Source organism: Mycobacterium sp. RTGN4 (assembly GCF_033804635.1).
Taxonomy (GTDB): Bacteria; Actinomycetota; Actinomycetes; order Mycobacteriales; family Mycobacteriaceae; genus Mycobacterium.
The window spans coordinates 1-22,584 of sequence record NZ_JAPZLB010000029.1 but is presented as its reverse complement, the minus strand read 5'-3'; the positions used below and the strand labels follow the sequence as shown (position 1 = coordinate 22,584).

Genomic DNA, 22,584 nt, shown 5'->3' with positions numbered 1-22,584 from the left:
GGAACTACATGAGCTCCCGTGCAGTGGAATTAAGAAAGGTACGCCGATGAGAACAAGAGAATCAGCCGTTCTGGAGTCGACACGGACCGAGCCCGAATTGGCCGAGTCGGCCGACGAAGACTCGCCCACCGAGATCTCCGCGGTCGCACCCCCGTCGGTCGATGCGGACGGTGATGTCAAGCTGCCCACCGACAAGGGCGCGCGACGGCAGATATCGCTGTCCCTGCGCAGCCTTGCGGTCACGGCGGTGATCGTTCTGCTCGTCGTCGCAGTCGGAGTCATGACGTGGTTCTACCTGGGAGCGCATCGCAAGCTCGACGAGCAGGCGCGTCAAGCCGAAGGCAATATCCGCGCCGAGAAGATCGCACTCGACTACGCGGTGAACGCGGCAGCGATGAACTTCAAGGATCTCGACGCGTGGAAGGCTCAACTCGTCGCAGGCACCAGCCCGGAGCTCAAGGACAAGCTGAGCAAGGCCGGCACGTCGATGGAACAGATCTTGGTCCCGCTGCAATGGAATTCGACTTCGAGTCCGCTTGCAGCCAAGGTCATCTCGCAGACCGGCGGCACCTACGTGGTTGACTCCTTCGTGTCCGTGCTCACCCAGACCTTGCAAAACCCGGACCCGTTACGGTCAACCGCGACGTACAGCGTCACGATCGACAGCAATAGCGGCTGGCAAATTAGCGATGTAGGCGGAGTCGGCGCCGTGGTCGGTCAAAAGTAGGTGCTGGCACCAATGCAGAATGGCGTCACCGGGCGAAGGATCTACGACCGTCGTAGCGCGTTGTCGGCGTGCGTGCTGATGGCGTTGACATGCGCGGCTCTGGTCATCGGACCGATTTGTCATGCCGACCCACCCCCGGACAGCGACCTCATTGCGCCTCTGCCGGTGGTGGTGCCAACGCCGAGCAATTGGGCGCCGCAGTTTCCATTCCCCTACAACCAAACTCGAGCGAGCGTCACCGATGCGGACGTCAACGCAGAACGGGACATGTGCCAGTGGTACAACGCACAATACGACGTCCTGAAACGACAGATCGACCGGTTGCAATTCAACCGCATTACCCCCAATGGGCCAGGGGTCATCAATGGCTCGGGAAGTGATTGGGACTACAGCGTAGGCAATGTTGCGTACCAGGTCGCCATCGTCACCGCCAACATCGACCAATCGGTGGCCTTCCTCGCTCCACGGGCCCAAGCTCTCACGCAGACCCAGGACTACGTGGGCGACAACTACTTTCCGCTCTACCAGGGCGAGAGTTTCTTCCACCTCTGGCAGTATCTGGACGCGGTGAACGACGGCATCAAAGCCCATCAGCCCGACTGGTTCACCGGCCCAGCCGTCCAAAGAGCGAAGGACTGGGGCAGCAAGATCAATCGTTCGCACGTGTGCCGATGAGAACATTCGCCAAGCGGAGCATGGGCTACCCACACGGGGACGGGCGGCCGCCTCGTCATATCTTCAGGCAAGGACGTGATGTGTGGAACCGTCCATCTACGAAGGTCCTCCGGAGCCGATCTTGGATGTCGTCCGCAGCGGCGACGATCCTGCTCTCGGCGGGTTTATTGCTAGCGCCTGCGGGGCACGCAGATCCAGCACCCAATGTTCAGGACGCGGCGGCGTCGCTGCGCGGTGGATCGTCATGCGCGCCGTTGCACTATGACCCGGTCGTCGAGCAGGCGGCCGCGACCATCACCCGGGTGAATGCCGGGTACGTCAATCACACTGGGACGACGGAGCCCGTCGCAGATGCCTTGCCGGGGCTAAAAGACCTTGGGTACCGCGGGAACAAGGCCACGATTCTTCAGGGCGCTGCGCCCGATCACGGCGATTCGGTGAAGGCGATGCTACTGGAAGGCTATGCCGCGCTTCGCGATTGCTCCTATACGGACTTCGGAGTAGACGTGCGGTCAGACGACTCGATCGGTATCACCTATTCGGTACTGGTGTTAGCGGGCCCCTAGATGTCCATGCTCAACGCAACGCGTCGGTCTCGTCGCCCCGCGATGCGCCAACCCCTCCAGGAGAGGCCAATGATCGGTCGCAAACTCGTAGTCGTTGGAAGACTCTCGTTAGTGTCGTTGTTCGGAGCACTGACCGCGGTGGCGGTCGCCCCGGCCGCTCACGCTGAAGACAGCGTGACCTACGAGGTCCTCTCGACCACCCCGTACGTCAACACCATCAATGTCGAGTATTACGACCACTCTCAACGGATCCTGCTGGAAAACGTGTCATTGCCATGGCGCTTGAACGCCACTGTCGTTCACGCAAACCAGCCCTCCGACGACGGTGCCGAAGTGCGCGCCGACTGGCGACCCAGCGCCGCGCCGTCGAGGTGGGTCACCGTCCGCGTCTACGTTCGAGGATCGCTCATCTGTGAGAACACCCTCGACGTCGGCAATGCGTCCTGCTACGGCAGCACGCACTTCAAGAACTGAGTAACGCGTGGCATCGCCGGTATGAATGCCATTGTGCTGGGACGCGATTGACGGGACTATCGCAATAGGCGAGGGGGCCGTGGATGCTACGTCGGGCAGGTTCCGTAACTCAGGCAGACGAAAGAGAGTCTGTCATCCCAACCCTTGAGCCACGTGCGATCCTGGCTCATCAAGAACTCGAAGTCGCCGTGCCCGCAGTACGTACTGTTGTCTGGCATGGTCGCGCAGGTCGTCGACTGGTACGTAACGTAGCTGCGTGGCGGCAGCGTCTGCTGGGCTTGTCCAGGGGGGAACTGGATGGCCGCTGTCCAGCCGTAGTGCACGGCGCGATTTCCGTTGAACCACGCGATGTCGTGGACGTCCGGGGGTGCGCCGGGGATGTCACCGGCGCAGCCAAAACTTCCCCAATTCCAAATGCCGCAGTTCTGCCCGGCCGGCGTCAAGAACCAGACGCCGGGTTGGTCGGGGAGGAAGAATTGTTCTGAGTCCAGTTGCGTGTACCAGACCGCGAGGTGAGACATCTCCGGAAATGGACTGACTGGGGCAGTGCTCGGTGGGTCCGCATGCGCGGACGTCATGGTGGCGAACGCCAGTCCGGACCCAGCCAGCGCCGTCGCCAACCGACGGCATATGCCATGACTGCCCAGCGCAATCCGAAGTCGCTGCGGCAGATGATGTTTCACGTCGCTCACTTCGCTGCTTGGATGGCCGGGTGCCGTCCTACGTATCTTAGGCGATAAAACATCATGAAGGTAGTGATTGTTCGTTTCCGCCCAAGTCCGGGCTGGAGCAAATGCGTGCGAGGCTGCTACGTCGCTTCGGGCACTCCCGCGGACATCGTCTTGATCAACGGCAGGTAGACGGTGTCGAGCATCTCGGCAATGGTCTCGGCGCCAACGTCATTGCGCGCGAAGACCATTTCGTCACGGAGTAATACGCCGATGCTCGTTGCTGCACGGCGGGGAATCTCGTGCGGACCTATCTCTCCGCGCTCGCGGGCTCGGGCGAGGGCTGGATAGATAGTCCGTTCCGCCAATCCGGTCACCTGTGCGTCGAGGAATTCGAACAAGGCGTCATCGGCGTCGGCGATGAGACTGCGGTAGTTGTCGATGCCGATGGCCATGAAGTTGTCCACCACTGCACCGAACAAGGCCAGAAGATCTTCCCGTAACGACTGTGACGGCGCGATTCCGTCGTCGTCGGGCTGCCAGCGCAAGTTGGGTAATGCGTCGACGACCATGTGGGCGCGCGAGCGGTAGCGACGGTAGAGCACCGGCTTGCTGGTTCGCACCCGCCGCGCGACGCCTTCGTATGTGACGCCCGCATATCCGAAGTCGGCCAACTCGGCTCTGGTCGCCTCGCGGATCGCCTCCATCAATACGTCATCGCGGCGACGAACGGTCCCGGCCGTACCCGCGGCGCCACCGGTGGAAGACACGTTGCGTATCGTACCGCGATCGGTGTAGCGTCGTCGCAAGACACGACTCGTATCTTACGTGTCGGTATCGAGACGTGGGGAGATCGCCTTGAGCGACGACCAGAAGATTTTCATACCGTCCCAGCCGTTGCCGCCAGGACGGACTGGCCTGTTGACCGAATTCCAGCCACTCACGCGAACTCTCCAGGCGGGCTTTCAGATTGCGCCTCAGTTCCAGGCGATACCGGTCGACATCAGGTTCGACAAGGACGTTGCCGTCGAGCTGCGCGACGGTGTAACGATCCACGTCGACGTGTTTCGGCCTGTCGGTACAGACCAGGTGCCGGTCATCGTGGCCTGGAGCCCATATGGCAAGGGGCAGGGCACATCCGCCAGCGTGATGGGCGTGTTTGGGATGGTCGGCCTGGAGAACGGGATCGTATCTGGTCTGGAGAAGTTCGAAGGTCCGGATCCGGCCTATTGGTGCGCCCGCGGCTATGCGATCTGCAATCCGGACATCCGCGGTGTCGTCGACTCCGAAGGCGACAGCGTGCTGTGGGACCGCCAGGAAGGCCGCGACTCCTACGACCTGATCGAATGGCTGGCCGAACAGCCATGGTGCAACGGCAAAGTCGGAATGAGCGGGACGTCGTATCTAGCAGTGTCGCAGTGGTTCACCGCCGCTGAACAACCACCGCACCTTGCGGCGATCAACCCGTGGGAAGGCGTCAGCGACGTCTATCGCGACCTGGTGATGCGCGGTGGCATGCCGGACACCGGGTTCGTCCGACAGTTGCAGGACGGCAGCTTCTTCGGCAAGAACCTAAAGGAAGACGTGCTCTCGGAGGCGGAGCGCTATCCGCTGATGAACGCCCTGTGGGAGAACAAGATTCCGGATTTCGGCAGGATCGAGGTGCCTGCATATGTGGTGGCCAGCTACTCGAACACGCTGCACACGGCGGGGACCTTCCGCGCTTGGCGGCGAATCGGCTCTGAGCAGAAGTGGTTACGCGTCCACAACTCGCAGGAATGGCCCGACTACTACGACGAGGCGAACGTCGAGGACCTGCGGCGCTTCTTCGACCGCTACCTCAAGGACGACGACAACGGGTGGGAATCGACGCCCCGCGTTCGTTACTCAGTACTCGATTTGGAAGGTGGCGACAAGGTCAACCTGGCTGCCGACCAGTTCCCGCCGAGCGAGGTCAGGTCGACGAAGTACTACCTCGACGGCCGGTCGCGAACCTTGACTACCGAAGCATCGAATGACGCGATCGCCGTCGACTACGACGTCGATGCCACTCCGGATGCGGTGTCGTTCATCGCGAGATTCGATCAGGAGACGGTCATGGTTGGGTATCCGAAGGCCCACCTTTGGGTCGAGGCACGGGGTGCCGACGACATGGACCTCTTTCTGCTCGTGCAAAAGCTCGACGCGTATGGCACGCCGCTTCAGCAGTTCACCGTGCCCAATCACAACGCGAGAATTCATGACCTCACCGATCACGGTGCCAGCATCCTGCGGTACAAGGGATCTGACGGACGGTTGCGCGTCTCCGCTCGCCGCCTGGACGAGACGCGCTCGACCGACGACGTGCCCGCGCACGCCTTCGACAGGGTCGAGAAGCTCGCAGCCAGCGAGGTCGTCGACATCGAAATCGATCTGCTGCCAATCGGTCTGGTGTTCTACCCCGGTGAACAGCTCCGCCTCGTCATCAGCGCCGGAAACCTTCTGGGGACGTTGATGCCCGCCATCCGCGAGTACGTGGGCGCCAACAGCGGCCAACACGTCATTCACACCGGCGGGGACCATGCCTCGTACCTCCAGCTGCCCATTCAGAAGCGGTAGGACAACAGCGCTTTAACGGCAATATCGTTCATCAAACAGGAGAGTTGGTACCTATGACCATGCAAGACAAGGCGGAGATTGTCGAGATCTTGAACCTCTACGGCCTCGCGCTCGACGCGCATCGCTGGGATTTGTTCGACCTGGTCTTCACCGACGACATCATCGCTGAGTTCGGCCCCGCCGGGGCTGCTTGGAGGGGCCTAACCGAGTTCAAACAATCGTTCGCGGAGTTCCATCAGACGCTGGACGGTCACCAACACACCATGATGGGCCAGGTCGTCAAGGTCGAGGGCGACAAGGCATATGCGTTCAGCTACGGCAATTGGCTGCTCCTGCGCCACGCTGCAGAAGGTGGTCCCAGCTGGCAAGGGACGGGCTGGTACGACGACACCCTCGTTCGGACCGGCGCCGGCTGGCGTATCGCGCATCGGGTGTGCCGCCTGATGTCCTGGACGGGAAACCCAGCGGTCCCCGAACCGATGGGCGACCACAACCCGGACATGGACCTCAACGTTCTCCACCAGGCAAGCGACGCAGGCCAAATCGCCATTCTCAACGCATTCTTGCGGGCGCACTGACCCTGGACGTCAACTCTCGGCGGCGAATCGGCCTTGCTGGTGTGACGATACGGCTTGGTGGGCGCGATGCGTGTCGCCGCTAATGATGGCTTCGACCAATTCGCGATGAACGTGATAGCGCATCTCTAGCCAGGGCCGGTCGTCGGACGGTTCCGAGTGCTCGGCCGCTGACGCGTGGTCGTTCGTGTATTGCACCATTCCCCGATAGAGATTGCGCGCAAATACGTTTGGTGTGATGTCGGAGATCCGCAGGTGCAATTGCCAGTTGATCTCTAGGAACCCGGCGGTCCCCAACGGGATGGCGTCGGCCAATTGCTTGATCAGAACGCCTAACTCACGAATGTCGGCCTCGTCGCGGTGTCGCGTCGCATCCATGACGATGAGCGGTTCGAGTGCATTGCGGACTGCGATGGCGTCGGTGACCGCGGCGGGATGATCCGATACCGTCAGTAGTGTCCGGCCAATGCGTACCACGGGCGCACCACCCGCAGCGACGTAGACGCCGCCGCCCCGGCCCGGTCGAATTTCGGCTACCCCTCGGTCGGCCAACAGGCGGATCGCCTCGGCGACTGTCGAGCGTGCATAACCGCTTTGCTGCTTGAGTTCGTCCAGCGTGCCGATCATGTCGCCGGCCTTGAGGTCTTCCTCGGCGATCCGGTCCTGTACCTGCCCGGCAAGCAGTTCTGCTCTTGTCTTGACCTGCAATTGAGTGGCCATGAGAAGAGTTTAACAGTCATGAGGTATGCCGCAGCGCAAGGCAGACGCTCCCAAGTGCGGATCCGGAGACGAACTACCTGCTCAGGCGCATATCCATCGAGGATTCGGGCGTTACGTGAAGCAACGGCCGGAAACTCAGACTCCGCTCAGAAAGTAAAAAGGCATTAAAGCTAGTGGTGTTTGACTGGGGAGTTTGTCAACCTGACCTTGGATGCTGCGGGAGTGCCGGTTCGGAAACCCCTCATGCGTTGAGCGGCTCATGGGTGCCGAAACGACGACCGTGGTAGGTCAGTGGGCCGCCCTGTCCCGCGGTTACCGACACCACGTTTCCCAACAGCACGATGTGGTCGCCACCGTCAACGAATGCGGCGACGCTGCACGCGAGGAAGCCGCCTGCGCCCGGCAGGCGAGGCACGTCGTGGTCGTGGTGCCACACCACGCTGTTGAATTTGTCCGAGCCGCCCTTGGTGGCGAAGTTCATCGCGAGGTCGGCCTGCTCCTTGGCCAGGACGTTCACGCCGAATCGATTGGTATCGGTCACGATTCGTAGCAGATCAGAGTTGCGATCGAGCGCCACGAGCACCATCGGAGGGGCGACCGACAGGGACGCGAATGCACTGACTGTCGTGCCGAAGGGTGCCCGCCCGCGAAGGGCGGTGATCACGGTGACCGGCGTGCAGACCGCTGCCATGACGTCGCGAAAGGAATCGGCTTGGTCTGCGGCCGTCGGCTGGGTTGTCTCGGGCATGTGTGGGATCCTCCTTGACAGGTGAGCTGCGGCCTCGACCCAGCCGCGGCGGCTGCCGTCCAACCCAAGTGACACCAACTTCTACTGCCGGACTCGGTAGCCTTTAAACCATCATAACTGTTATGATGGAAAAGGGTAGGAACCGTTCTGACGTCGGCTCACGCCGAGCCAGGCGGCAGTCAGTCTCCCGACGACCGACGGCGGCGTGACGTGCAGCGCGCACGCGAAACTCGCGATCCTTCAGTGGGTTGGCGAGAAAGGAATATGGCGATGCCAATAGTGGGCGTGCGCAACGCAAGTGGCGAAATCAGTGTGGCGCGGGTTTCCGGCGACGGCTTGACGCTGACCGTGCTGACCGATCTGGAGACGTTCTGGTCGGCACCGTACGACTGGATCACCCGGCAGGCCTGCGGTGAGACGATGGCGTGCGAAGGGGCCGCGCTCGTGGCGCCACTGCGACCCGATGCCCAGTTCTTCTGCGTGGGGCTCAATTACCGCGACCACGCCGCGGAAGGCTCCTACGGCGGTCAGTCATTGCCCGAGGTACCCAGCATCTCCGGCCGATGGGGCCGATCGGTCAGCGTTGACGGTGCCGACGTTCCAGTGCCGCGTGGCGAAGACGGACTGGATTGGGAGGGCGAAGTCGTTGCGTGGGTCGGTAGGCGTCTGGTGGATGCCACCGAGGCCGAAGCGCTGGCTGCCGTCGTTGGCTACTCGGTTTTCAACGACATCACCGCTCGGCGAGCTCAAAAGACGACCTCGCAATGGCTTTTGGGCAAGAACGCTGACAACTCGGGCGCCCTTGGACCGCTCGTGGCCGCCGCTGACGTGGGTGACGTGCACGAAGGTCTGCGACTGCGGACGTCGGTCAACGGCGAGATCATGCAAGACGCCTCGACCCGCGACATGATCCACTCGGTGGAGGCCATATTGGCGCACATATCGCACACGATCACGCTCTTGCCCGGAGACCTCGTGGCCACGGGTACGCCGTCCGGGGTCGGCTATGCGCGCAAGCCACCGAGGCTTCTGGTGGCCGGCGACAAGGTGGAAGTGGAAATCGAACGCTTGGGAAAGGTGAGCAGCACCATCGTCTCCCCGAACCTCCGCCGGATCGCGACCGGGCAAGTCTCGGAGTCCGCTGCTAGCCCAGCGGCACGCTGACTCGAGTCGCCGCGGCGGACGGTCGCGGCCGCTGGCATCACTCGAAATATCTTCATAACAAGAAAGATTGGTGATTGACATGGCAGCTGTCGACGTCAACACGGCCGGAACGCGCGATGCGATCGTGGACCGAATCAAGACGATCGGTCCACAGTTTCGCGAACGAGCGCTCCAGGCCGAACGGGACGGCCGCGTCCCGGACGAAACCATCGAGGAGCTCGCCGCCGCGGGCACTTTCAGGATGGGCGCACCACGAGAATTCGGGGGATACGAGCTTTCCGTGGCCGATCAATTGGACGTCCTCACCGAGGTCGCGAAGTGGGACGGATCGACCGCCTGGGTGGTCTGGGTGGGCGTCACCCAGAACTGGATCGGCATCGGTTGTGGAACAGAGGTGGTGAAGGACATCTTCGGCACCGACTCCCCGGGGCCCTACCTATCCGCCGTCGGGCACATACCTGCTACCAAGGGCCGGGCCCGACGAGTCAGCGACGGATGGCTGATCAGAGGCGGCCCTTGGCCCTTTTCGAGCAACGGATTATGGTCCGCGTGGACCAACCTCGGCGTGATCGTCGAAGACGAGGGCGACTCCTATCTCGCGGGTGTCCAGGTTCCGCACGACGAACTCACCTCGCTCGACGATTGGCACGTTGCCGGCATGTCCGGTTCGGGAAGCAATTCAGTTGCTCTGGTGCGTGACGAACTTCTGGTGCCTAAGCATCGCCTAGTACCAATGAGCGAGATATCTGCTGCAACAAGGGATAACGGGTTGGCTGGTTCGCTGTGGAAGACACCGACGCTTGCCTGGGCATTCAGCACGATGGCTGGCATGTCGATCGGTCTAGCCGAAGGCGTGTTACAACGGTTCCTTGAACGGTCGGCCGGTCGGCCAATCCGCGGTACGAGTTACAAAGACCAACTCGAAGCGCCGCTGACTCACCGCGTGCTCGCGGAGGTACATCTCAAGTTGCGGGCCGCCAAGCTCATGACGCGCGCGAACGCCGAGGCCGCAGATCGCATGGGGGAGCGGGCCATGACGGCCGCCCCGCCCGAGCCCGAGGAACTGCAGGAGTTCAATGCACGTGTCCTGCTCGAAGCTGCTGAAGCTGCCAAGTTGTGCGCCGAGGCGATCGAACTCATGCAGCGCAATTCGGGCTCGTCGGCCATTCAACAAGCCGAACCGATCCAACGTGCGTGGCGTGACGCTCGAGTCGTCACCTTGCACGGCGCGTTGAACTTCGAGGCGCTGGCGGAGAACTACGGTCGTCTCGTGGCCGGGCTCTCGCCGCACTCGTATGCCGGTATCGCAGGCATCCGCAACAAGTAACGCCGGATCGCTGTGATCGGCCAGCCCGCGCCAAGTATGCGAGAGGGGACTGGTCAATTACCCAGAGCGGCAACAGCACTCGCCGTGGTTGGTTGACTTTGACGGTGACGGGCCTGGGTGCCATCCTCACCGGCACGAACACTAGCTCGTTCGACATCGCGCTCCCGGCCGTCGCCAAGCACTTCGGCGCCACGCCAACGGCGGTGACCTGGTTCGTCATGGCGTACGCGTTGGCGCTGAGCACGCTCATTCTCAGCGCCGGCCGAATCTGCGACATCGTAGGTCCTCGGTACGTCTATCTGATCGGCGCGGCCGTCTTCACTACGTCCAGCCTGGTCTGCAGCGTGTCCTCTTCGCCGGCGGCCGTAATCATTTGCCGCGCGGCGATGGGAGCGGGCGCGGCGTGCATCGTTTCGGCAACCACCCCGATACTAGTCGAGGCCTTTCCTCCGTCGAAGCTTGCGACGGGATTGGGCGTCAACGTAACGATTTCAGCCGCTGCGCTGGCGAGCGGACCGGTCATCGGCGGAGCGCTGGTCACCCACATGGGCTGGAACGCGCCGTTCATCGTCAATGTGCCTCTCGGGCTGATGATTTTGGCGCTGGCGTCCAGGCTGTTGGCGGCTCGGCCAGTGTCGACGTCGGCGAAGCGATTCGACTGGTGTGGGGCCGGGCTATCAACCCTTGGTGTGGGTGCCTTCGCGATCGGGCTGTCCGGCATCACGACTCAAGGCCTCGACTCAACGGTATCCATGGTGTGCCTGGCACTTTCAGCGCTCTCGGCCACATTGTTCGTCGGGGCTCAATTCATCGTCAGGCAGCCACTGCTCGACATGTCTGTATTCGCCGACGCTCAGCGTGCCATGGCCTATGCATCGACACTGTTGATGGCGATCTCCTATTCATCGGTGGTGCTGGTGATGTCACTGTTCCTGCAGGCGGCGCTCGGGATCGATCCACTTGAGGCGGCGCTTCGAGTGTTGCCAATGGCGATCGGCACCATGCTCGCCTCCCTGCTCATCGCCCTGACCACACCGCAGTGGCCTCCGGCCTTGCTCGCAAGCACTGGGTTGGCAGTTGCCGCGCTGGGGATAGCAGCATTGAGTGTGCAATTGAGCCCTCACATGAACGGCGTAGCGCTCTTGTCCAACCTCTTCGTCATCGGTGCGGGAGTGGGTCTGTTCATGACTCCCAATACGTCGTCGATCGTGGGCACCGTTGCGCCGCAGCTGCGCGGCGTAGCCAATGGCGTGCGGTCCACTTTGCAAAGCGCGGGCGCATTGATCAGCGTGACCCTGTCGCTCGGACTCTTAGGTTCATGGCTGTCAGCAGATGCCAAGCACGCCACGTTCGGCGGCCTGTTCGCCGACCTTTCCCATACAGACGTGCTGGCACTGGCGTCTGGCGCGCGGGCGGCACTGTTGACGGCTTTTGGCTTCTGCATTCTCGGCTGCCTCGCGTCGTCACTTCGCCTGGTGTCGTTGCTGCTCCGGCGACGATCGGATCCTTGACTATTCTTCTGTGCCAACGGCTTCGGTTGATCCGGAGTGATCGTGTTCGAGGTGGTGCTGCAGCAAGAGGTCGGCGCCGAAGTCGTTGGAGGGATCGCGCCACACGCTGTGTACGTGGTTTGCGTTGTCCTCCGCATTGTCGAACTCGATGAGCGTGTGTTGGCCTTGAATGCGGAAGTAGTGTGGCTTGTCGATGGTCGTTCCGCCTGCCCATGCGAAATGCAGCGCCTCGACGCCACCGACGGCCGTGATCCGGTCCATTTCGAAGCCCACCAACCCGGGGCGAACGCGCTCGATGTACATGGCGAGCAGGTCGTCGAAATTGGCGCGTTGCGCGGCCGATAGGTCACCGGCGCGGACGCCGCGCGGATGCGCGCGGAAGTAGGCCAGCGCGCGTCGGTCGTCATCGGTGATCATGGCGTCGCGTCGGCCTACCCCGTGATATGCCGGGAATTCCGTGTCGCCGACCGTCTCGACGGTGCGAGTGACGAAATCTGCAGGCGGCTTCGAATGAATGATGGCGGAATCGCGCTGAGTGGCGGTCAGGCTATCGAGTAGGACGAATGCGGCGTCCTCCTCTTCGCCAAGGATGCGGAACGGCCCGAAGCGTGCAGGTTCGGCGCCGAACAGAAACGGCGTGGCACTGACGAGATCGCCATCTACGACGGTCACGTTCAGCGACAAGTGATGACCCACCATCCGCCAGCCCCACGTCGAATCTGGTTGCGGCTGACCGAAGAAGGTGAAGAAGTAACCGCGCGGGTCCCGGAAGGTCGCTGCGACGTGGCCGAAGACGGGCTGATTGAGTTCGCGGAGCACGTGTTCGTTGGCCATCACCTGGACCACTCGAGCGTAAGCCGGTACTGACATCGACTCGGCGATCAGTCGATGGGCGAGCAGTTCTTGGCCTCTGTCGAGTTCACCGAGCGCCAGGCCATGCCTGCCGCTCTCGGGCAGGAAGTTCCAATGTGTTCTACCAACGTCGTCGCGGGCCAGCAACACTCGCTCACGCTGATCAGAGGTCAGAGCGTCGTACAGGCCCATCGCTGCGAACGTGACCACGGTCGCGTCGAACGATCCGTTCGTCCGAGGTTGATGGGACTGTGGAAGGTCCGTCATGTCACCTCATCTGATTGCATCGTCGGATTGTATGGGGGTGGCGTCACTGGCTGACCGCTCGGATGACGAGCATGCTGGCGGGCAGCGGGGATCGGTTGATCACCGAACGAATTGTCCCGGCAGTGAAGTGCACGGAGTCGTATTCGCGCAGCGTCTCCTCGGTTCCTTCACTGATCATCACCAACTCACCAGCGACGACGACGTACACGGTCTCGGTCGGTTGAGGAGCCGACGCCGCTTCGGCGCCCGGTAGGTAGTGCGACAGCACGACGGACAAATTCTGCGTCGTGGACGTATCTCCGCCCTGCAAACGAATGGGGCCGACTCCGCGGTGTCCTGGCGGGTCGAACGGTGTGCCGTTGGCGAGTCGGGTGACGTGCATGCCCATGTGATCAATCACTTATCTGTCGTAGGGGTGGATGCGAGTGCGTCGCGCAGGCGGGAGATGAACCCCGGGACGTCGGTCAGATCGCCGGCCGCGTAGACGTAGAAGTCTGGGCGGGCCAGGAACACTTCGCACCGGCGCGCGGCGAACCAATTCTTGTAGTCGCCTTCGACGTCCTCGAGACCCCCCACGCCCGAGACATCTGCGATGACGCCTCCGATCCCGCGAAACCAGGACACGTCGGTCTCGGACAAGAGGCCGGTCAGATCTCCGAGGCTGATCAATTGCCAAGCGCCGCTGACGATGTCGTCGAATAGGCCGGCTCGGTCGCCTACCCTGACTCGTCCTTGCGGCGCAAGCCGTCCATCCGGACCTCTTCCTGGCAGCGTCAGTGAAGGCTCGCCGAGCCGCGGATGTGGTGGATCTCGAAGGGCGGCGCTCGGATCGGCGGATCTCCGCTTCAGCTCCGCATCCCGCTCGGCAGCGCGGTCGACGTCTTGCTCGCAGATCACGCGACCGGCGGCCACTGCCTCGTCAATGAGCTCTCGGACATGCCCAAGCCGCTCGGGTCCGTAGCTGTCGAGCACGTCGGGGGTGGCGAGTTCGTTGTGCACCATGCTTATCCGCCACGTGAGCGCTCTGGCATCTCGTAGACCCGCGCACAATCCCTGTCCGAGAAATGGCGGCATGAGGTGAGCGGCGTCGCCGGCGAGGAAGACGTTCCCACGGCGCCATTCGCATGCCCACCGCCCCCGGAAGGTGTAGACGGCGTGCCGCTCCAATTGGGCGTTCTCGGGCGTTACGCCCCATGGCTCCATCAACTGCCATGCCGTGTGCTCGTGCCCGAGTTCCTCTGCGGACATGTCCTGTCGGCGCATGAATTCGAACCTTCGGCGTCCGGGACCGCTGTTGACTGCAGTTGCGGGTTGCAACGGATCGCAGTACTGAGTGACGAAGGCGCTCCAGTCGTGTTCGGCCGACAGCGACTGATAGTCCACGACGAGCCAGTCGGCTTCGAACCCCGAGTCGCCGACATCGATGCCGAGGTGCGAGCGGACAGCACTGTTGGCGCCGTCCGCGCCGACGAGCCAACGCGAATGGATGCTTGTGGACTCGTCGAGTTGGTCCGTGCGTTCCACCACGGCTGTCACGCCTTCGTCGTCCTGGGTCAAGGATTGAAACGACCAGCCGCGATGGATGCTGACTCCCGGCGTCGCGGCCGCAAACTGCTCGAGTGCGGCTTCGAGCGCGGGCTGATGAAATCCGTTCGTGTTGGCCCAACCCGACTCGGCGGTTCTGTTCCAGTCGATGGCTTGCAGGAGTTCGCCTGCGCCGTTGCGGAATTCGTAGCCCCCGCGGTCACCTCGGCTTGGTTCGAACAAGTCGGAATGCTCGGCCATCATCCCTGCGGCTTGGAGTATGCGGAGCGCTTCGTGATCAATCGTGCATGCGCGTGGCAGCGGATATGGCTGCGGCCAGCGCTCGACGACGGCTACCTTCAAGCCTGCCCGACCGAGGAAGATGGCAGTGAGCAACCCGACGGGGCCCCCACCGACGATGGTGCAGTCCACGTGCGAACGAACGACGGCCGCGACTCCGCCTCGTTCCAACGCGGTCAGCATGCACCCACATCCGTCCCTCGGCGAGCCTCCGCTCGCACTAGTCCCTGCTGCGTCCCCAAATTCGCTGACATCACGACTGGCAGCGGTCGATAAACAGTCTTACCTTTCGCATGTTTTCATCGTGACGTTCCGCGCCAGTGCTGTCAAGAGTCGACCCTAGTCGCTAGTCCTGCCGCAACCACTGGTCGGAGCTCTTTATCTCGGCCGTGACACCCGGGGACGAACAGCGGAAGCCGCGGCCGACACTGAGGAGAACACTCTCGATGGAACCGCTAAACCATCATAATGGTAAGATGGTTTAAGTCTAATATCGGAACTTTGAGATCAGACGTGTCGCGTTGGTGCTGGGTGTTCGCCGGCTAATGCCGTTGCTGCGGAGCTCGCCACGCCGCGGTGTCGTCGAGGCGCCGAGGGAGTCGAAATGAACAATGCGACGACGAACCAGTTCAGCGTTGTCGAGCAGGTGCCCAGCCGGGTAGCCGCGGCAATCATCGACCAACCCGGAGCGTCGCCGCGCCTCGGCACCGTCGACCTTCCCGCGACAACGCCGGGGCGATCCCTATTGCGCGTGCTCGCTGCGCCCGTCAACCCGCTGGATCTGCACATCGCCTCGGGCACGTTTCACTCGCTGCGCCACGATCGGGCGTACGTGCCCGGAAGCGAGTGCATAGGGGTGGTCATGCACTCTGCTCGGTACGAGCCAGGCGAACGGGTCTATGCACAGTGCATCGCGACTCCCGACCGACCTGGATCACTTGCCACCCACGTCGTCGTCGGGGACGAGGACGTCGTGCCAGTACCCGGTGATGTCGACGCCGTAACTGCAGCCGCCGTTGGCAATTCGGGCATCGCGGCGTATCTGCCGCTCATCCAGACAGCCCGCTTGAAAGCCGGCGACAGCGTGCTCATCTTGGGTGCCACCGGAACCGTCGGGCAATTGGCCGTCCAGATTGCCCGGAGCCATCAAGCCGCGCGCGTGGTCGGCGTCGGCCGAGACACGTCGGCGCTCGAGCAGGTTCTGGGCCTGGGCGCAGATGCAGTAGTTGAACTTAGGGACAACGACACCGAAGACGAATTGGCCGATCGATTGTTGAAGGCTACGAACGGCCGCGTCGACGTCGTCCTCGATGGGTTGTACGCACTGCCCTTGCAAGCGGCGCTGCGGGTGTGTTCCCCCCACGGTCGTGTCGTCAACATCGGAAACGCAGCGGGGGCGTCGGCCGAGATACCCGCGGGCTTGTTGCGGTCGCGACAGCTGACGGTCGTCGGCTTCGCTGGGCTCCACGTCCCGATGACGATCAAGGAACCGGCCCTGGTCTGGTTGTGGCGGCAGATCGCGGCACGCAAGCTTCACGTTCCCGTCGAACGGTCCTCGCTCGTGGACATCGGTCGCACGTGGTCCCTGCAGGAGTCATCGCCACATGCCAAGCACGTCGTCTTCTTCGCCTGACGACGGATTTCCACCGCCGGACTGCAGCTCACAACGGAGGCAAGGAATTGTCCAACAACGCTGAAAATGGCACGCGCACAGCCACTGAGCCGAACGGCGGTGAAGATGTGTCGAGTCGGGCTCCCCGGGGTGCGCCGCCGCTTCGCGACTTGCTCGTGGTCGACCTGTCGCGCGCGCTAGCCGGGCCACACGCAGCCATGATGCTCGGGGACCTGGGCGCTCGAGTGATCAAGGTCGAGAATCCGGGCGGCGGCGACGATGCACGCCATTGGGGTCCACCGTTCTGCTTTCCAGACGGCGCCGAACGCGAGTCAACATACTTCTTCGCTGCAAATCGGAACAAAGAATCCATCGCCGTCAACCTCAAGTCAGCACAGGGTCGCGAGACGTTGGCCAACCTCATTCGCTGCGCCGATGTACTGATCGAGAACTTTCGCACGGGAGTGCTTGACCGCCTGGGCTTTTCATTCGAACGGATGCTCGAGATGAACCCGCGACTGGTCGTGCTGTCGATCACCGGGTTTGGGCACGACGGCCCCGAAGGGGGTCGCGCGGGCTACGACCAGATCGCTCAGGGCGAGGGCGGTCTGATGTCGGTGACGGGACCCGATCCTGAAGACGTGCAACGAATCGGGGTACCGATCGCGGATCTGCTGGCCGGAATTTACGGCGGCTACGGCGTACTCGCCGCTTTGTACGAACGAGAGCGCAGCGGTCGAGGTCAGATCGTGCGCACGTCGTTGTTGGCCGCAGTCGTCGGTGTACACGGCTATCAGGGCACGGCGTGGACCGTGGGTGGTGAGGTGGGGCGTGCCCAGGGCAATCACCATCCGTCGATCTCTCCGTACGGACTATTCCGTTGCAAGGACGGCGCCGTCCAGATCGCTTGTGGCAACGAGGCTCTGTGGCGTCGACTGTGCGTTGAGCTGGGACTCGACGCCGATGCCGAGGGCATGCGTACCAACACCGAACGCCTCAACCATCCCGAACTGGTCCGACACACACTCGAGTCGGCGTTCATCGACCAAACTCCGCAGTCCCTACTCGTTCGACTCGAGCGCGCCGGGGTACCGGCCGGTCGGGTACGCACGATCGATGAGGTCTACGACTGGGAGCAAACCCGCAGTCAGGGGCTCGTGATCGACGTCGATCACCAGACGCTGGGCGCATTGCGCCTGCCAGGGCCACCCCTTCGATTCTTCGACCCTGCGGGTCAAGAGCGGCCCCGGCTGCGGCATCAGGCACCTCCGACGCTGGATCAGCACGGCGACTCGCTGCGACGGGAATTCCAGTCCTCGGAGGCGTTGCAGAACGTCGCCGAGTTCGGTTAGCGACGCGGAGCATACCTATTGGCTACGAACGCCGTTCGAGCACACTCATCGACATGGATGCGGCTTCGACGCCACATAACGTGCGCCCGACGTTCTCCACCCAGGTGTCGAAGTTGTTCGCAGAGTGCAAGCTGCCGGCTCGACAGTTGCGGGCGATGAGCTGCAGCGGTTGACGCCTCGTGATCGCCGATGCGCCCGAAGCGCGAAAGAGCGCTTCGACCGCCGAACTACAGGCGTCCCATACGTAGGCGGCGTCGGTGTGGAGTTGAGTGGTTTCCTCGTCGGAGGGGTCGGTGCCCTCGACTTCGTACTGGTCGAGTTGGGCCACGGCGGCGTCGGCGACCGCGGATGCCGCGCGAATCTGAGTGTGGGCGTGGCCAACGGTGAGATGAGTGATCGGTGCGTCGACCTGGCGGGCGTAGGGGGAGTAGGGGATGTTCCGCTTCTCCACCCCGCCCAGGAAGACGTCCATTGCGTTGTCGGCCATGCCGAGCGCGACGCCGGTATTGATGATCAGCGAGCGCGCGAGGCCGCCACGCCGGGGCCCGATGCCGCGCGCGTTGAGTTCATCGAGTCGCGCCGACAATTGTGCGGGCGTGCTGAAGTGATCGTCCGGGATGAACAGCTCGCCGTCAGTCTTGATCGTCTGACTGCCGGTGGCTCCCAGTCCGATCGCGTCCCAATCGTTCATTTCTAGAAGGGAGGCCTTCGGCACCAGCGTCATGCCGACCTTGGAGTCGTCGTGCTCGTCGTAGAAGACGGCCAGGTAACCGTGCGAGGCGTCCACGCTGCCGGTGGCAAAGGGCCAGGCGCCCTTGATCATCCAGCCAGCATCGACCTTCCGGGCGGTGCCCGACATGCGGCGGCTCGTCCCTCCCACTGCGAAAGTCCGGTTTCCTACCCATGGTGTCCGATACACCGGTGCGACGACGTCGTCGGCGAAGGCCGAACTCCACTGGTTGCCGCCCGCGGTGGCCCAGACCACCCACGCCGTTGCGCCGCATCCAGATCCGAGCGCGCGATGGATGTCGTGTAGCTCGCGGGTAGTGAAGTCTGCGCCGCCATACCGTCGTGGCGTGGTCAGTTGAAAGACGCCAGCCTCGTAGAGACGGTGGACCGATTCCTGGGGGATGCGGTGCTCATTCTCGGCGGCGGCCTGGTGCTCGCGCAACCACGGCTGCAAGTCCCGGACGCCGGCTAACACCTCTGCAGCATCCGGTCGGGCGACGCCGCTCGACGAAACGGCACTGCTCATGATTTCTCCTACGCTCGGAAGATGTGGTCTTGCGGACGGTTGAGGCTGCGATCAGCCCCGAAGCGGTTGTCGCAACGCGGGATCGCTGCCATCACGCTTGCCCAGCTGACCTTGCGGCAACTTGAACCAGCCGGCCGGGCTGTCGTCTCGCCGCATCCAGTCGATAAGCAGTTGGCGTCTTGCGATCTTCCAGACTCCGCCGCGCTTCTCGAATCGGTCGAGGTAACGGGCCCACAACGTGACAAACGCACAATCCCATTTGTGGTACGACGTCGCCTCGTGTTCTGCGGTCAAATACGTTTCGACGAAGGCGATGTCGCCATCGAGCTCGATGAGACTGTTGGCGAGGTTGTGGCGAGTTCGCACGAAGGAAGGCATCTCCTTGGACAGGAATTCGCAGAAGCCGTCGGCTGTGCCGACGTAGACCTCCTCGGGAAAGTCGATCCACGCGTCGTCGTGAAAGGCGCCGCGGACCAAGGTCATGTCGATGCGGTCCAAACCGCGCGTATAGCGCACCAGGACGTCGTGGATTTCGGCCCGGTCAATCAGCTCTTCAACGTTCATCGGTTGTCCTCTTGTAGTCGAATTGGCCTGCGTTGCCGGCGGTGCGGCCACTGAGCACTAGGGGTGGATCGCGGCAGCGGCTTTCATCCAGTTGCTGAACTCGACGGCGAAGTGCCTGCGGTGATGCTCGAAGAGCTCTTCCGGACAGGTGACTGGGAAGTAGACGGTGAGGTTGGCCGTGAAACCGCCGGGGGTGTCACCAAACTGGGCCAACACCCGGCCGATGTCGGTCCCGTCCTCCAGGAAGAGATTTGTCGCCTTCTTGAACGGAAATTCCGATAGCGGCAGAAGTTCGGGGATGTCGGCGGCCCACTCGACGTGTCGACCAAAACCCATCAGAAATGAGCACACATGCGTACCAAGGTTTTCGACGATGTGTGCTGTCTCGTCGGAGTGACCGGCCATCACGAAGTGTTCCGGTTGCGCCGCCAGCATGGCTGCCTCGTCGGTCAGTATCTCGTCCATATAGCCGACGAACTCGGCGGCCTTGATGCCCTCGACGGCCAGGACCGTAGTGGCCGAACGAAATTCGCCATTCGATTTCGCGGCGTGGTCGCGCATGAAGGAATTGCCGAGCTCGATGTCGGCGGCGAGTAACTCCAGCAGGCCGTCGCGGCCGATCAATGTCTTGAGACGACGTAAAGCCCTGCGCGCATAGAAGATCTCGAAGTTGTCTATCGACGAGTCCCCGGCTGGCCCGGAGATCAATTCGACTGAGAAGGAGGAGGTCCTGCGATCAGCCATTTCACTACCTCGTGTCGATGGTGGCCATCACGTCAGAAGGCGCGGTGTGGCCGGCGACGTGCGGGCTGTTCATTCACTTGCCAAAGGATCTGGCCATGGACTGTGCCGTTGGTAGACCCGTGCCGAGCCAAGCGAATCAACCATAAGACACGGTTCGTGTCTTATGGCTTCGAAGTTACACACCATTGAGTGGAAACGCAACGTATCTTGTGGGACTGACTTCCCGCGGGTGGGCGGGGTAGGGATGCTCGTCGATCTCGGCGAGCGGGGCTCCGGGCATCATCAACGGCGACACGACGATCAACGGTGTCTCCGCTCCGGTCTCGGAGTTCGTGATGACCGAACGCAAGACGCCCTACTGAACCGGTCAATCAGCGGGCGTCGAGTCCAGGATCGAGGGCCCCTACTTCAGCACGATGACGACCGCGTAGCCATCGTGATCGCCAGTCGTGGTGGTATCGGTGTCGACCGCGTTGTCCAGCGGGATGTAGCTGATGGACTGCACCTGGCCGGTGGCGAGCAGCCGAAGCACCAGCGCATCGCGCGCCGCGTCGGACGAAACGTAGGCGTGCGTGGGCAGCCCGTTGTAGATGGTCGGTGTCTCGGTGCTGAACGCGCCGGTCCAGACGTACCCGCCGTCCGGCGCAGGCGCGGGTCCGAAGAGACGTCCGTGATCGTTCTGGAAAATGAACAAGTTGTCGGAGTAGGCGGTCAGCGGAAGCGCCTGTTGACCGTAGGTCTTGCTACCGATCAGCCCCAGGAAGCCGCTGCTGTGGATCGGCTGGGCAGGGAAGCCCGCCAGAAACATGTCCCTGTTGATCTTCGCCGTGGACTCTGCTGCGGACTTCGAATTCGGGTCGACGATGATGACGTTGACGGGCTCCAACATCGTCTTGCCGTCGTAGGGCTGCCCTCCGTAGTTGGAGATCTGCCCGTTGGATTGCAGCATCCACTTGCCGATGTTGCCGTACGGCGTGGACACCGTGTCGGCAGGGAGGTAGGGCGTCGTGGCGGGCGCCGTATCGGTCGGCGGGGCCGGAACGACGGGCGCCGGCGCGGGATGGAAGAGCGTGCCGATCGAGGTCAAACTCAGAGTTTGGGCGGTGCTCGGTCGATCCAGTTCGCGCCGCAGCAGCTGCAGCGCACCCAGGATGACCTGCCCAGGTGCCACCGGCGACCCACCACTGCCGGAAACGCCGCCGAGGGAGCCCAAGAGGTTCGAGACCGTCGTTGCGACCAACGTGCTCTGGGTCGTCGCCGGGCCGGCGAACGCCGTCACATCTGACGACACGTTAAGGCGTTGTGGGGGAGCCGGATCCGGAGCGGAGGGACTGGACGGCGCCAGGCCGAGGGACTGCGTACCGGTATGCAGTTTCGTGGCAACGTCCTCGGCGGCGGCGCTGAACTGTGGAACCTTGCTGTCGGCCGTCGGGCCGGCATGACTGAAATCGGCGCGGTGCCTGCTGCTTCCGCGTGTGCTGACCTTGGGCGCCGCACGGCCGTCCGTCGTCGGGGTCGACGCCCCATCGGCTCCTGGGGTGTGGTCGGCGACCAGTCCCGCGATGCGCTGCGGAAGCTTCGAAATCATTCCGGAGAGTGAGCCCGGATCGGGCACTTGGCTGCCGAGCGTCACCTTCGGCGCGTTGAACAACCCCAGCTTGGGCTTCTTGGTCTTGGTGGGCGAGTCGACGTCGTTGGGCGTACCGCCGTCGGCCGCCGGTCCGTGTTTGGCATCCACGGTGCCATCGGCATGGGCGAGGCCCGCACCGCCGGCGACCGCCGCGCCGATCCCAAGTGCCAGCGCCAATCCGCCGACGCGGCCCACGTACCTGGCCGCACCCCCGGCGGCCGTGCCCGTTGAAAGTGCCTGCTGTCCGGCGATATACGACGCGCTATGCCGCCCCATGGGCCAACCCCCTGCCTCCCCGCCGATCACCAGGGCCGTTCCACGTGGTGCTCAGTTGTCATACGACCGACGAAGCATATACGCGCCGACCTTTCTGCGAGCAAAGAAATACGGTGTCTAGGGAAGCGAGCTCGGCCGACGTCGCCGATCGCGACATAACCGCACGTCAACTGCATGCGCGACCTTGACCGAGGTCGCGGCATGGCGTGCCATTCGGTCGTTCCCTCGACGACGTCTTCCTGCGACGGCAAAACATCCGGGTAGCCCATTTGTGATTCGAGTAGGTGCTTACTCACGCGCCGAGTAGGCCCCGCCGCTCACAGTGAACATTCACGACAGCCACCAGAAAGACATCTCACGAAGTTAAGAGTCAAGCCGCGAGTTGGAGAGGAGGTGGGAACGCAACGTGTTCGTCGTAGTGCAGGCCGGTGTGCAGGCAGTGGTGGAGTTGACCG

General features: G+C 62.9%; 23 protein-coding genes. 11 read left to right on the top strand and 12 right to left on the bottom strand.

Annotation, left to right across the window (positions count from 1 at the left end; translation table 11 throughout):
- The first annotated feature begins 46 nt into the window (after window positions 1-46).
- The 4 genes from SLQ30_RS32580 to SLQ30_RS32565 all read left to right on the top strand — a co-directional run bounded on the left by SLQ30_RS32580 (window position 47) and on the right by SLQ30_RS32565 (window position 2,442).
- Window positions 47-727 carry a hypothetical protein gene (locus SLQ30_RS32580; RefSeq protein ID WP_319451177.1) on the top strand — a complete coding sequence of 227 codons (681 nt, stop codon included), beginning with the start codon at window positions 47-49 and terminating at the stop codon, window positions 725-727.
- Between the two features lie 78 nt (window positions 728-805).
- On the top strand, window positions 806-1,402 hold the full coding sequence (locus tag SLQ30_RS32575) for a hypothetical protein (RefSeq protein WP_413468243.1): 597 nt from the start codon (window positions 806-808) through the stop codon (window positions 1,400-1,402).
- 125 nt (window positions 1,403-1,527) lie between these two features.
- The gene (locus SLQ30_RS32570) at window positions 1,528-1,968 is read left to right on the top strand and encodes a hypothetical protein (RefSeq protein ID WP_319451175.1); all 441 of its coding nucleotides are present in this window, start codon (window positions 1,528-1,530) and stop codon (window positions 1,966-1,968) included.
- A 111-nt stretch (window positions 1,969-2,079) separates the two neighbouring features.
- Entirely contained in the window at window positions 2,080-2,442 is a 363-nt protein-coding gene (locus SLQ30_RS32565) for a hypothetical protein (RefSeq protein WP_319451174.1), read from the top strand.
- Between the two features lie 86 nt (window positions 2,443-2,528).
- Here SLQ30_RS32565 and SLQ30_RS32560 read toward each other — a convergent pair whose 3' ends face one another.
- Together SLQ30_RS32560 and SLQ30_RS32555 are read right to left on the bottom strand one after the other, a co-directional pair.
- The gene (locus tag SLQ30_RS32560) at window positions 2,529-3,134 is read right to left on the bottom strand and encodes a hypothetical protein (protein ID WP_319451173.1); all 606 of its coding nucleotides are present in this window, start codon (window positions 3,132-3,134) and stop codon (window positions 2,529-2,531) included.
- Between the two features lie 116 nt (window positions 3,135-3,250).
- Window positions 3,251-3,817, bottom strand: a complete 567-nt coding sequence (locus tag SLQ30_RS32555) for a TetR/AcrR family transcriptional regulator (RefSeq protein ID WP_319451183.1) — start codon at window positions 3,815-3,817, stop codon at window positions 3,251-3,253.
- A gap of 151 nt (window positions 3,818-3,968) precedes the next feature.
- Here SLQ30_RS32555 and SLQ30_RS32550 point away from each other — a divergent pair, with 151 nt between their 5' ends.
- Window positions 3,969-5,708: a CocE/NonD family hydrolase gene (locus tag SLQ30_RS32550; RefSeq protein ID WP_319451172.1), complete on the top strand. Its 1,740-nt coding sequence runs from the start codon at window positions 3,969-3,971 to the stop codon at window positions 5,706-5,708.
- Window positions 5,709-5,761: 53 nt separating this feature from the next.
- The gene (locus SLQ30_RS32545; protein WP_319451171.1) at window positions 5,762-6,286 is read left to right on the top strand and encodes a nuclear transport factor 2 family protein; all 525 of its coding nucleotides are present in this window, start codon (window positions 5,762-5,764) and stop codon (window positions 6,284-6,286) included.
- A gap of 9 nt (window positions 6,287-6,295) precedes the next feature.
- Here the strand turns inward: SLQ30_RS32545 and SLQ30_RS32540 are convergent, their stop codons facing one another.
- Both SLQ30_RS32540 and SLQ30_RS32535 read right to left on the bottom strand, forming a co-directional pair.
- Window positions 6,296-7,003: a FadR/GntR family transcriptional regulator gene (locus SLQ30_RS32540; RefSeq protein ID WP_319451170.1), complete on the bottom strand. Its 708-nt coding sequence runs from the start codon at window positions 7,001-7,003 to the stop codon at window positions 6,296-6,298.
- A gap of 241 nt (window positions 7,004-7,244) precedes the next feature.
- Window positions 7,245-7,751: a flavin reductase family protein gene (locus tag SLQ30_RS32535; protein WP_319451169.1), complete on the bottom strand. Its 507-nt coding sequence runs from the start codon at window positions 7,749-7,751 to the stop codon at window positions 7,245-7,247.
- A 270-nt stretch (window positions 7,752-8,021) separates the two neighbouring features.
- On the opposite strand from SLQ30_RS32535, the gene SLQ30_RS32530 reads away from it, so the two are divergent.
- From SLQ30_RS32530 to SLQ30_RS32520, 3 genes are all read left to right on the top strand, one after another.
- Window positions 8,022-8,915 (top strand): fumarylacetoacetate hydrolase family protein, encoded by an 894-nt coding sequence (locus SLQ30_RS32530; protein WP_319451168.1) that lies wholly within the window; start codon window positions 8,022-8,024, stop codon window positions 8,913-8,915.
- A 79-nt stretch (window positions 8,916-8,994) separates the two neighbouring features.
- The gene (locus SLQ30_RS32525; protein ID WP_319451167.1) at window positions 8,995-10,242 is read left to right on the top strand and encodes an acyl-CoA dehydrogenase family protein; all 1,248 of its coding nucleotides are present in this window, start codon (window positions 8,995-8,997) and stop codon (window positions 10,240-10,242) included.
- Window positions 10,243-10,346: 104 nt separating this feature from the next.
- Entirely contained in the window at window positions 10,347-11,753 is a 1,407-nt protein-coding gene (locus tag SLQ30_RS32520) for an MFS transporter (protein WP_319451166.1), read from the top strand.
- On the opposite strand, the gene SLQ30_RS32515 is transcribed toward SLQ30_RS32520, so the two are convergent.
- From SLQ30_RS32515 to SLQ30_RS32505, 3 genes are read right to left on the bottom strand one after another with little or no spacing between them, the layout of a single operon-like run.
- Window positions 11,754-12,872, bottom strand: coding sequence for a DUF3500 domain-containing protein (locus SLQ30_RS32515; protein WP_319451165.1), 1,119 nt, complete (start codon window positions 12,870-12,872; stop codon window positions 11,754-11,756). It abuts the gene before it with no gap.
- Between the two features lie 43 nt (window positions 12,873-12,915).
- Complete coding sequence (locus SLQ30_RS32510; RefSeq protein WP_319451164.1) at window positions 12,916-13,272, bottom strand: cupin domain-containing protein; 357 nt, start codon at window positions 13,270-13,272, stop codon at window positions 12,916-12,918.
- Complete coding sequence (locus SLQ30_RS32505) at window positions 13,269-14,879, bottom strand: bifunctional 3-(3-hydroxy-phenyl)propionate/3-hydroxycinnamic acid hydroxylase (protein ID WP_319451163.1); 1,611 nt, start codon at window positions 14,877-14,879, stop codon at window positions 13,269-13,271. Before SLQ30_RS32505 ends, SLQ30_RS32510 begins: the two co-directional genes overlap by 4 nt.
- A gap of 421 nt (window positions 14,880-15,300) precedes the next feature.
- Here SLQ30_RS32505 and SLQ30_RS32500 point away from each other — a divergent pair, with 421 nt between their 5' ends.
- Complete coding sequence (locus SLQ30_RS32500; protein ID WP_319451162.1) at window positions 15,301-16,329, top strand: zinc-binding alcohol dehydrogenase family protein; 1,029 nt, start codon at window positions 15,301-15,303, stop codon at window positions 16,327-16,329.
- Between the two features lie 107 nt (window positions 16,330-16,436).
- Window positions 16,437-17,660, top strand: a complete 1,224-nt coding sequence (locus SLQ30_RS32495) for a CoA transferase (protein WP_319451161.1) — start codon at window positions 16,437-16,439, stop codon at window positions 17,658-17,660.
- A gap of 22 nt (window positions 17,661-17,682) precedes the next feature.
- On the opposite strand, the gene SLQ30_RS32490 is transcribed toward SLQ30_RS32495, so the two are convergent.
- From SLQ30_RS32490 to SLQ30_RS32470, 5 genes are all read right to left on the bottom strand, one after another.
- Complete coding sequence (locus SLQ30_RS32490; RefSeq protein ID WP_319451160.1) at window positions 17,683-18,915, bottom strand: acyl-CoA dehydrogenase family protein; 1,233 nt, start codon at window positions 18,913-18,915, stop codon at window positions 17,683-17,685.
- Window positions 18,916-18,966: 51 nt separating this feature from the next.
- Window positions 18,967-19,479 (bottom strand): nuclear transport factor 2 family protein, encoded by a 513-nt coding sequence (locus SLQ30_RS32485; protein WP_319451159.1) that lies wholly within the window; start codon window positions 19,477-19,479, stop codon window positions 18,967-18,969.
- A gap of 57 nt (window positions 19,480-19,536) precedes the next feature.
- Window positions 19,537-20,223, bottom strand: coding sequence for a hypothetical protein (locus SLQ30_RS32480; RefSeq protein WP_319451158.1), 687 nt, complete (start codon window positions 20,221-20,223; stop codon window positions 19,537-19,539).
- Window positions 20,224-20,398: 175 nt separating this feature from the next.
- Complete coding sequence (locus SLQ30_RS32475) at window positions 20,399-20,572, bottom strand: hypothetical protein (protein WP_319451157.1); 174 nt, start codon at window positions 20,570-20,572, stop codon at window positions 20,399-20,401.
- A gap of 54 nt (window positions 20,573-20,626) precedes the next feature.
- A complete protein-coding gene (locus tag SLQ30_RS32470; RefSeq protein WP_319451156.1) occupies window positions 20,627-22,129 on the bottom strand; it encodes a hypothetical protein in 1,503 nt (500 codons plus the stop codon).
- Between the last annotated feature and the right edge of the window lie 455 nt (window positions 22,130-22,584).

What these genes read in the sequence shown, in the direction of transcription:
- SLQ30_RS32545 (WP_319451171.1), top strand. Translation starts at nt 5,762, where the DNA reads ATGACCATGCAAGACAAGGCGGAGATTGTCGAGATCTTGAACCTCTAC.
- SLQ30_RS32555 (WP_319451183.1), bottom strand. Translation starts at nt 3,817, where the DNA reads ATGGAGGCGATCCGCGAGGCGACCAGAGCCGAGTTGGCCGACTTCGGA.
- SLQ30_RS32515 (WP_319451165.1), bottom strand. Translation starts at nt 12,872, where the DNA reads ATGACGGACCTTCCACAGTCCCATCAACCTCGGACGAACGGATCGTTC.
- SLQ30_RS32485 (WP_319451159.1), bottom strand. Translation starts at nt 19,479, where the DNA reads ATGAACGTTGAAGAGCTGATTGACCGGGCCGAAATCCACGACGTCCTG.
- SLQ30_RS32570 (WP_319451175.1), top strand. Translation starts at nt 1,528, where the DNA reads ATGTCGTCCGCAGCGGCGACGATCCTGCTCTCGGCGGGTTTATTGCTA.
- SLQ30_RS32505 (WP_319451163.1), bottom strand. Translation starts at nt 14,879, where the DNA reads ATGCTGACCGCGTTGGAACGAGGCGGAGTCGCGGCCGTCGTTCGTTCG.
- SLQ30_RS32575 (WP_413468243.1), top strand. Translation starts at nt 806, where the DNA reads ATGGCGTTGACATGCGCGGCTCTGGTCATCGGACCGATTTGTCATGCC.
- SLQ30_RS32470 (WP_319451156.1), bottom strand. Translation starts at nt 22,129, where the DNA reads ATGGGGCGGCATAGCGCGTCGTATATCGCCGGACAGCAGGCACTTTCA.
- SLQ30_RS32530 (WP_319451168.1), top strand. Translation starts at nt 8,022, where the DNA reads ATGCCAATAGTGGGCGTGCGCAACGCAAGTGGCGAAATCAGTGTGGCG.
- SLQ30_RS32500 (WP_319451162.1), top strand. Translation starts at nt 15,301, where the DNA reads ATGAACAATGCGACGACGAACCAGTTCAGCGTTGTCGAGCAGGTGCCC.
- SLQ30_RS32490 (WP_319451160.1), bottom strand. Translation starts at nt 18,915, where the DNA reads ATGAGCAGTGCCGTTTCGTCGAGCGGCGTCGCCCGACCGGATGCTGCA.
- SLQ30_RS32540 (WP_319451170.1), bottom strand. Translation starts at nt 7,003, where the DNA reads ATGGCCACTCAATTGCAGGTCAAGACAAGAGCAGAACTGCTTGCCGGG.
- SLQ30_RS32480 (WP_319451158.1), bottom strand. Translation starts at nt 20,223, where the DNA reads ATGGCTGATCGCAGGACCTCCTCCTTCTCAGTCGAATTGATCTCCGGG.
- SLQ30_RS32535 (WP_319451169.1), bottom strand. Translation starts at nt 7,751, where the DNA reads ATGCCCGAGACAACCCAGCCGACGGCCGCAGACCAAGCCGATTCCTTT.
- SLQ30_RS32525 (WP_319451167.1), top strand. Translation starts at nt 8,995, where the DNA reads ATGGCAGCTGTCGACGTCAACACGGCCGGAACGCGCGATGCGATCGTG.
- SLQ30_RS32580 (WP_319451177.1), top strand. Translation starts at nt 47, where the DNA reads ATGAGAACAAGAGAATCAGCCGTTCTGGAGTCGACACGGACCGAGCCC.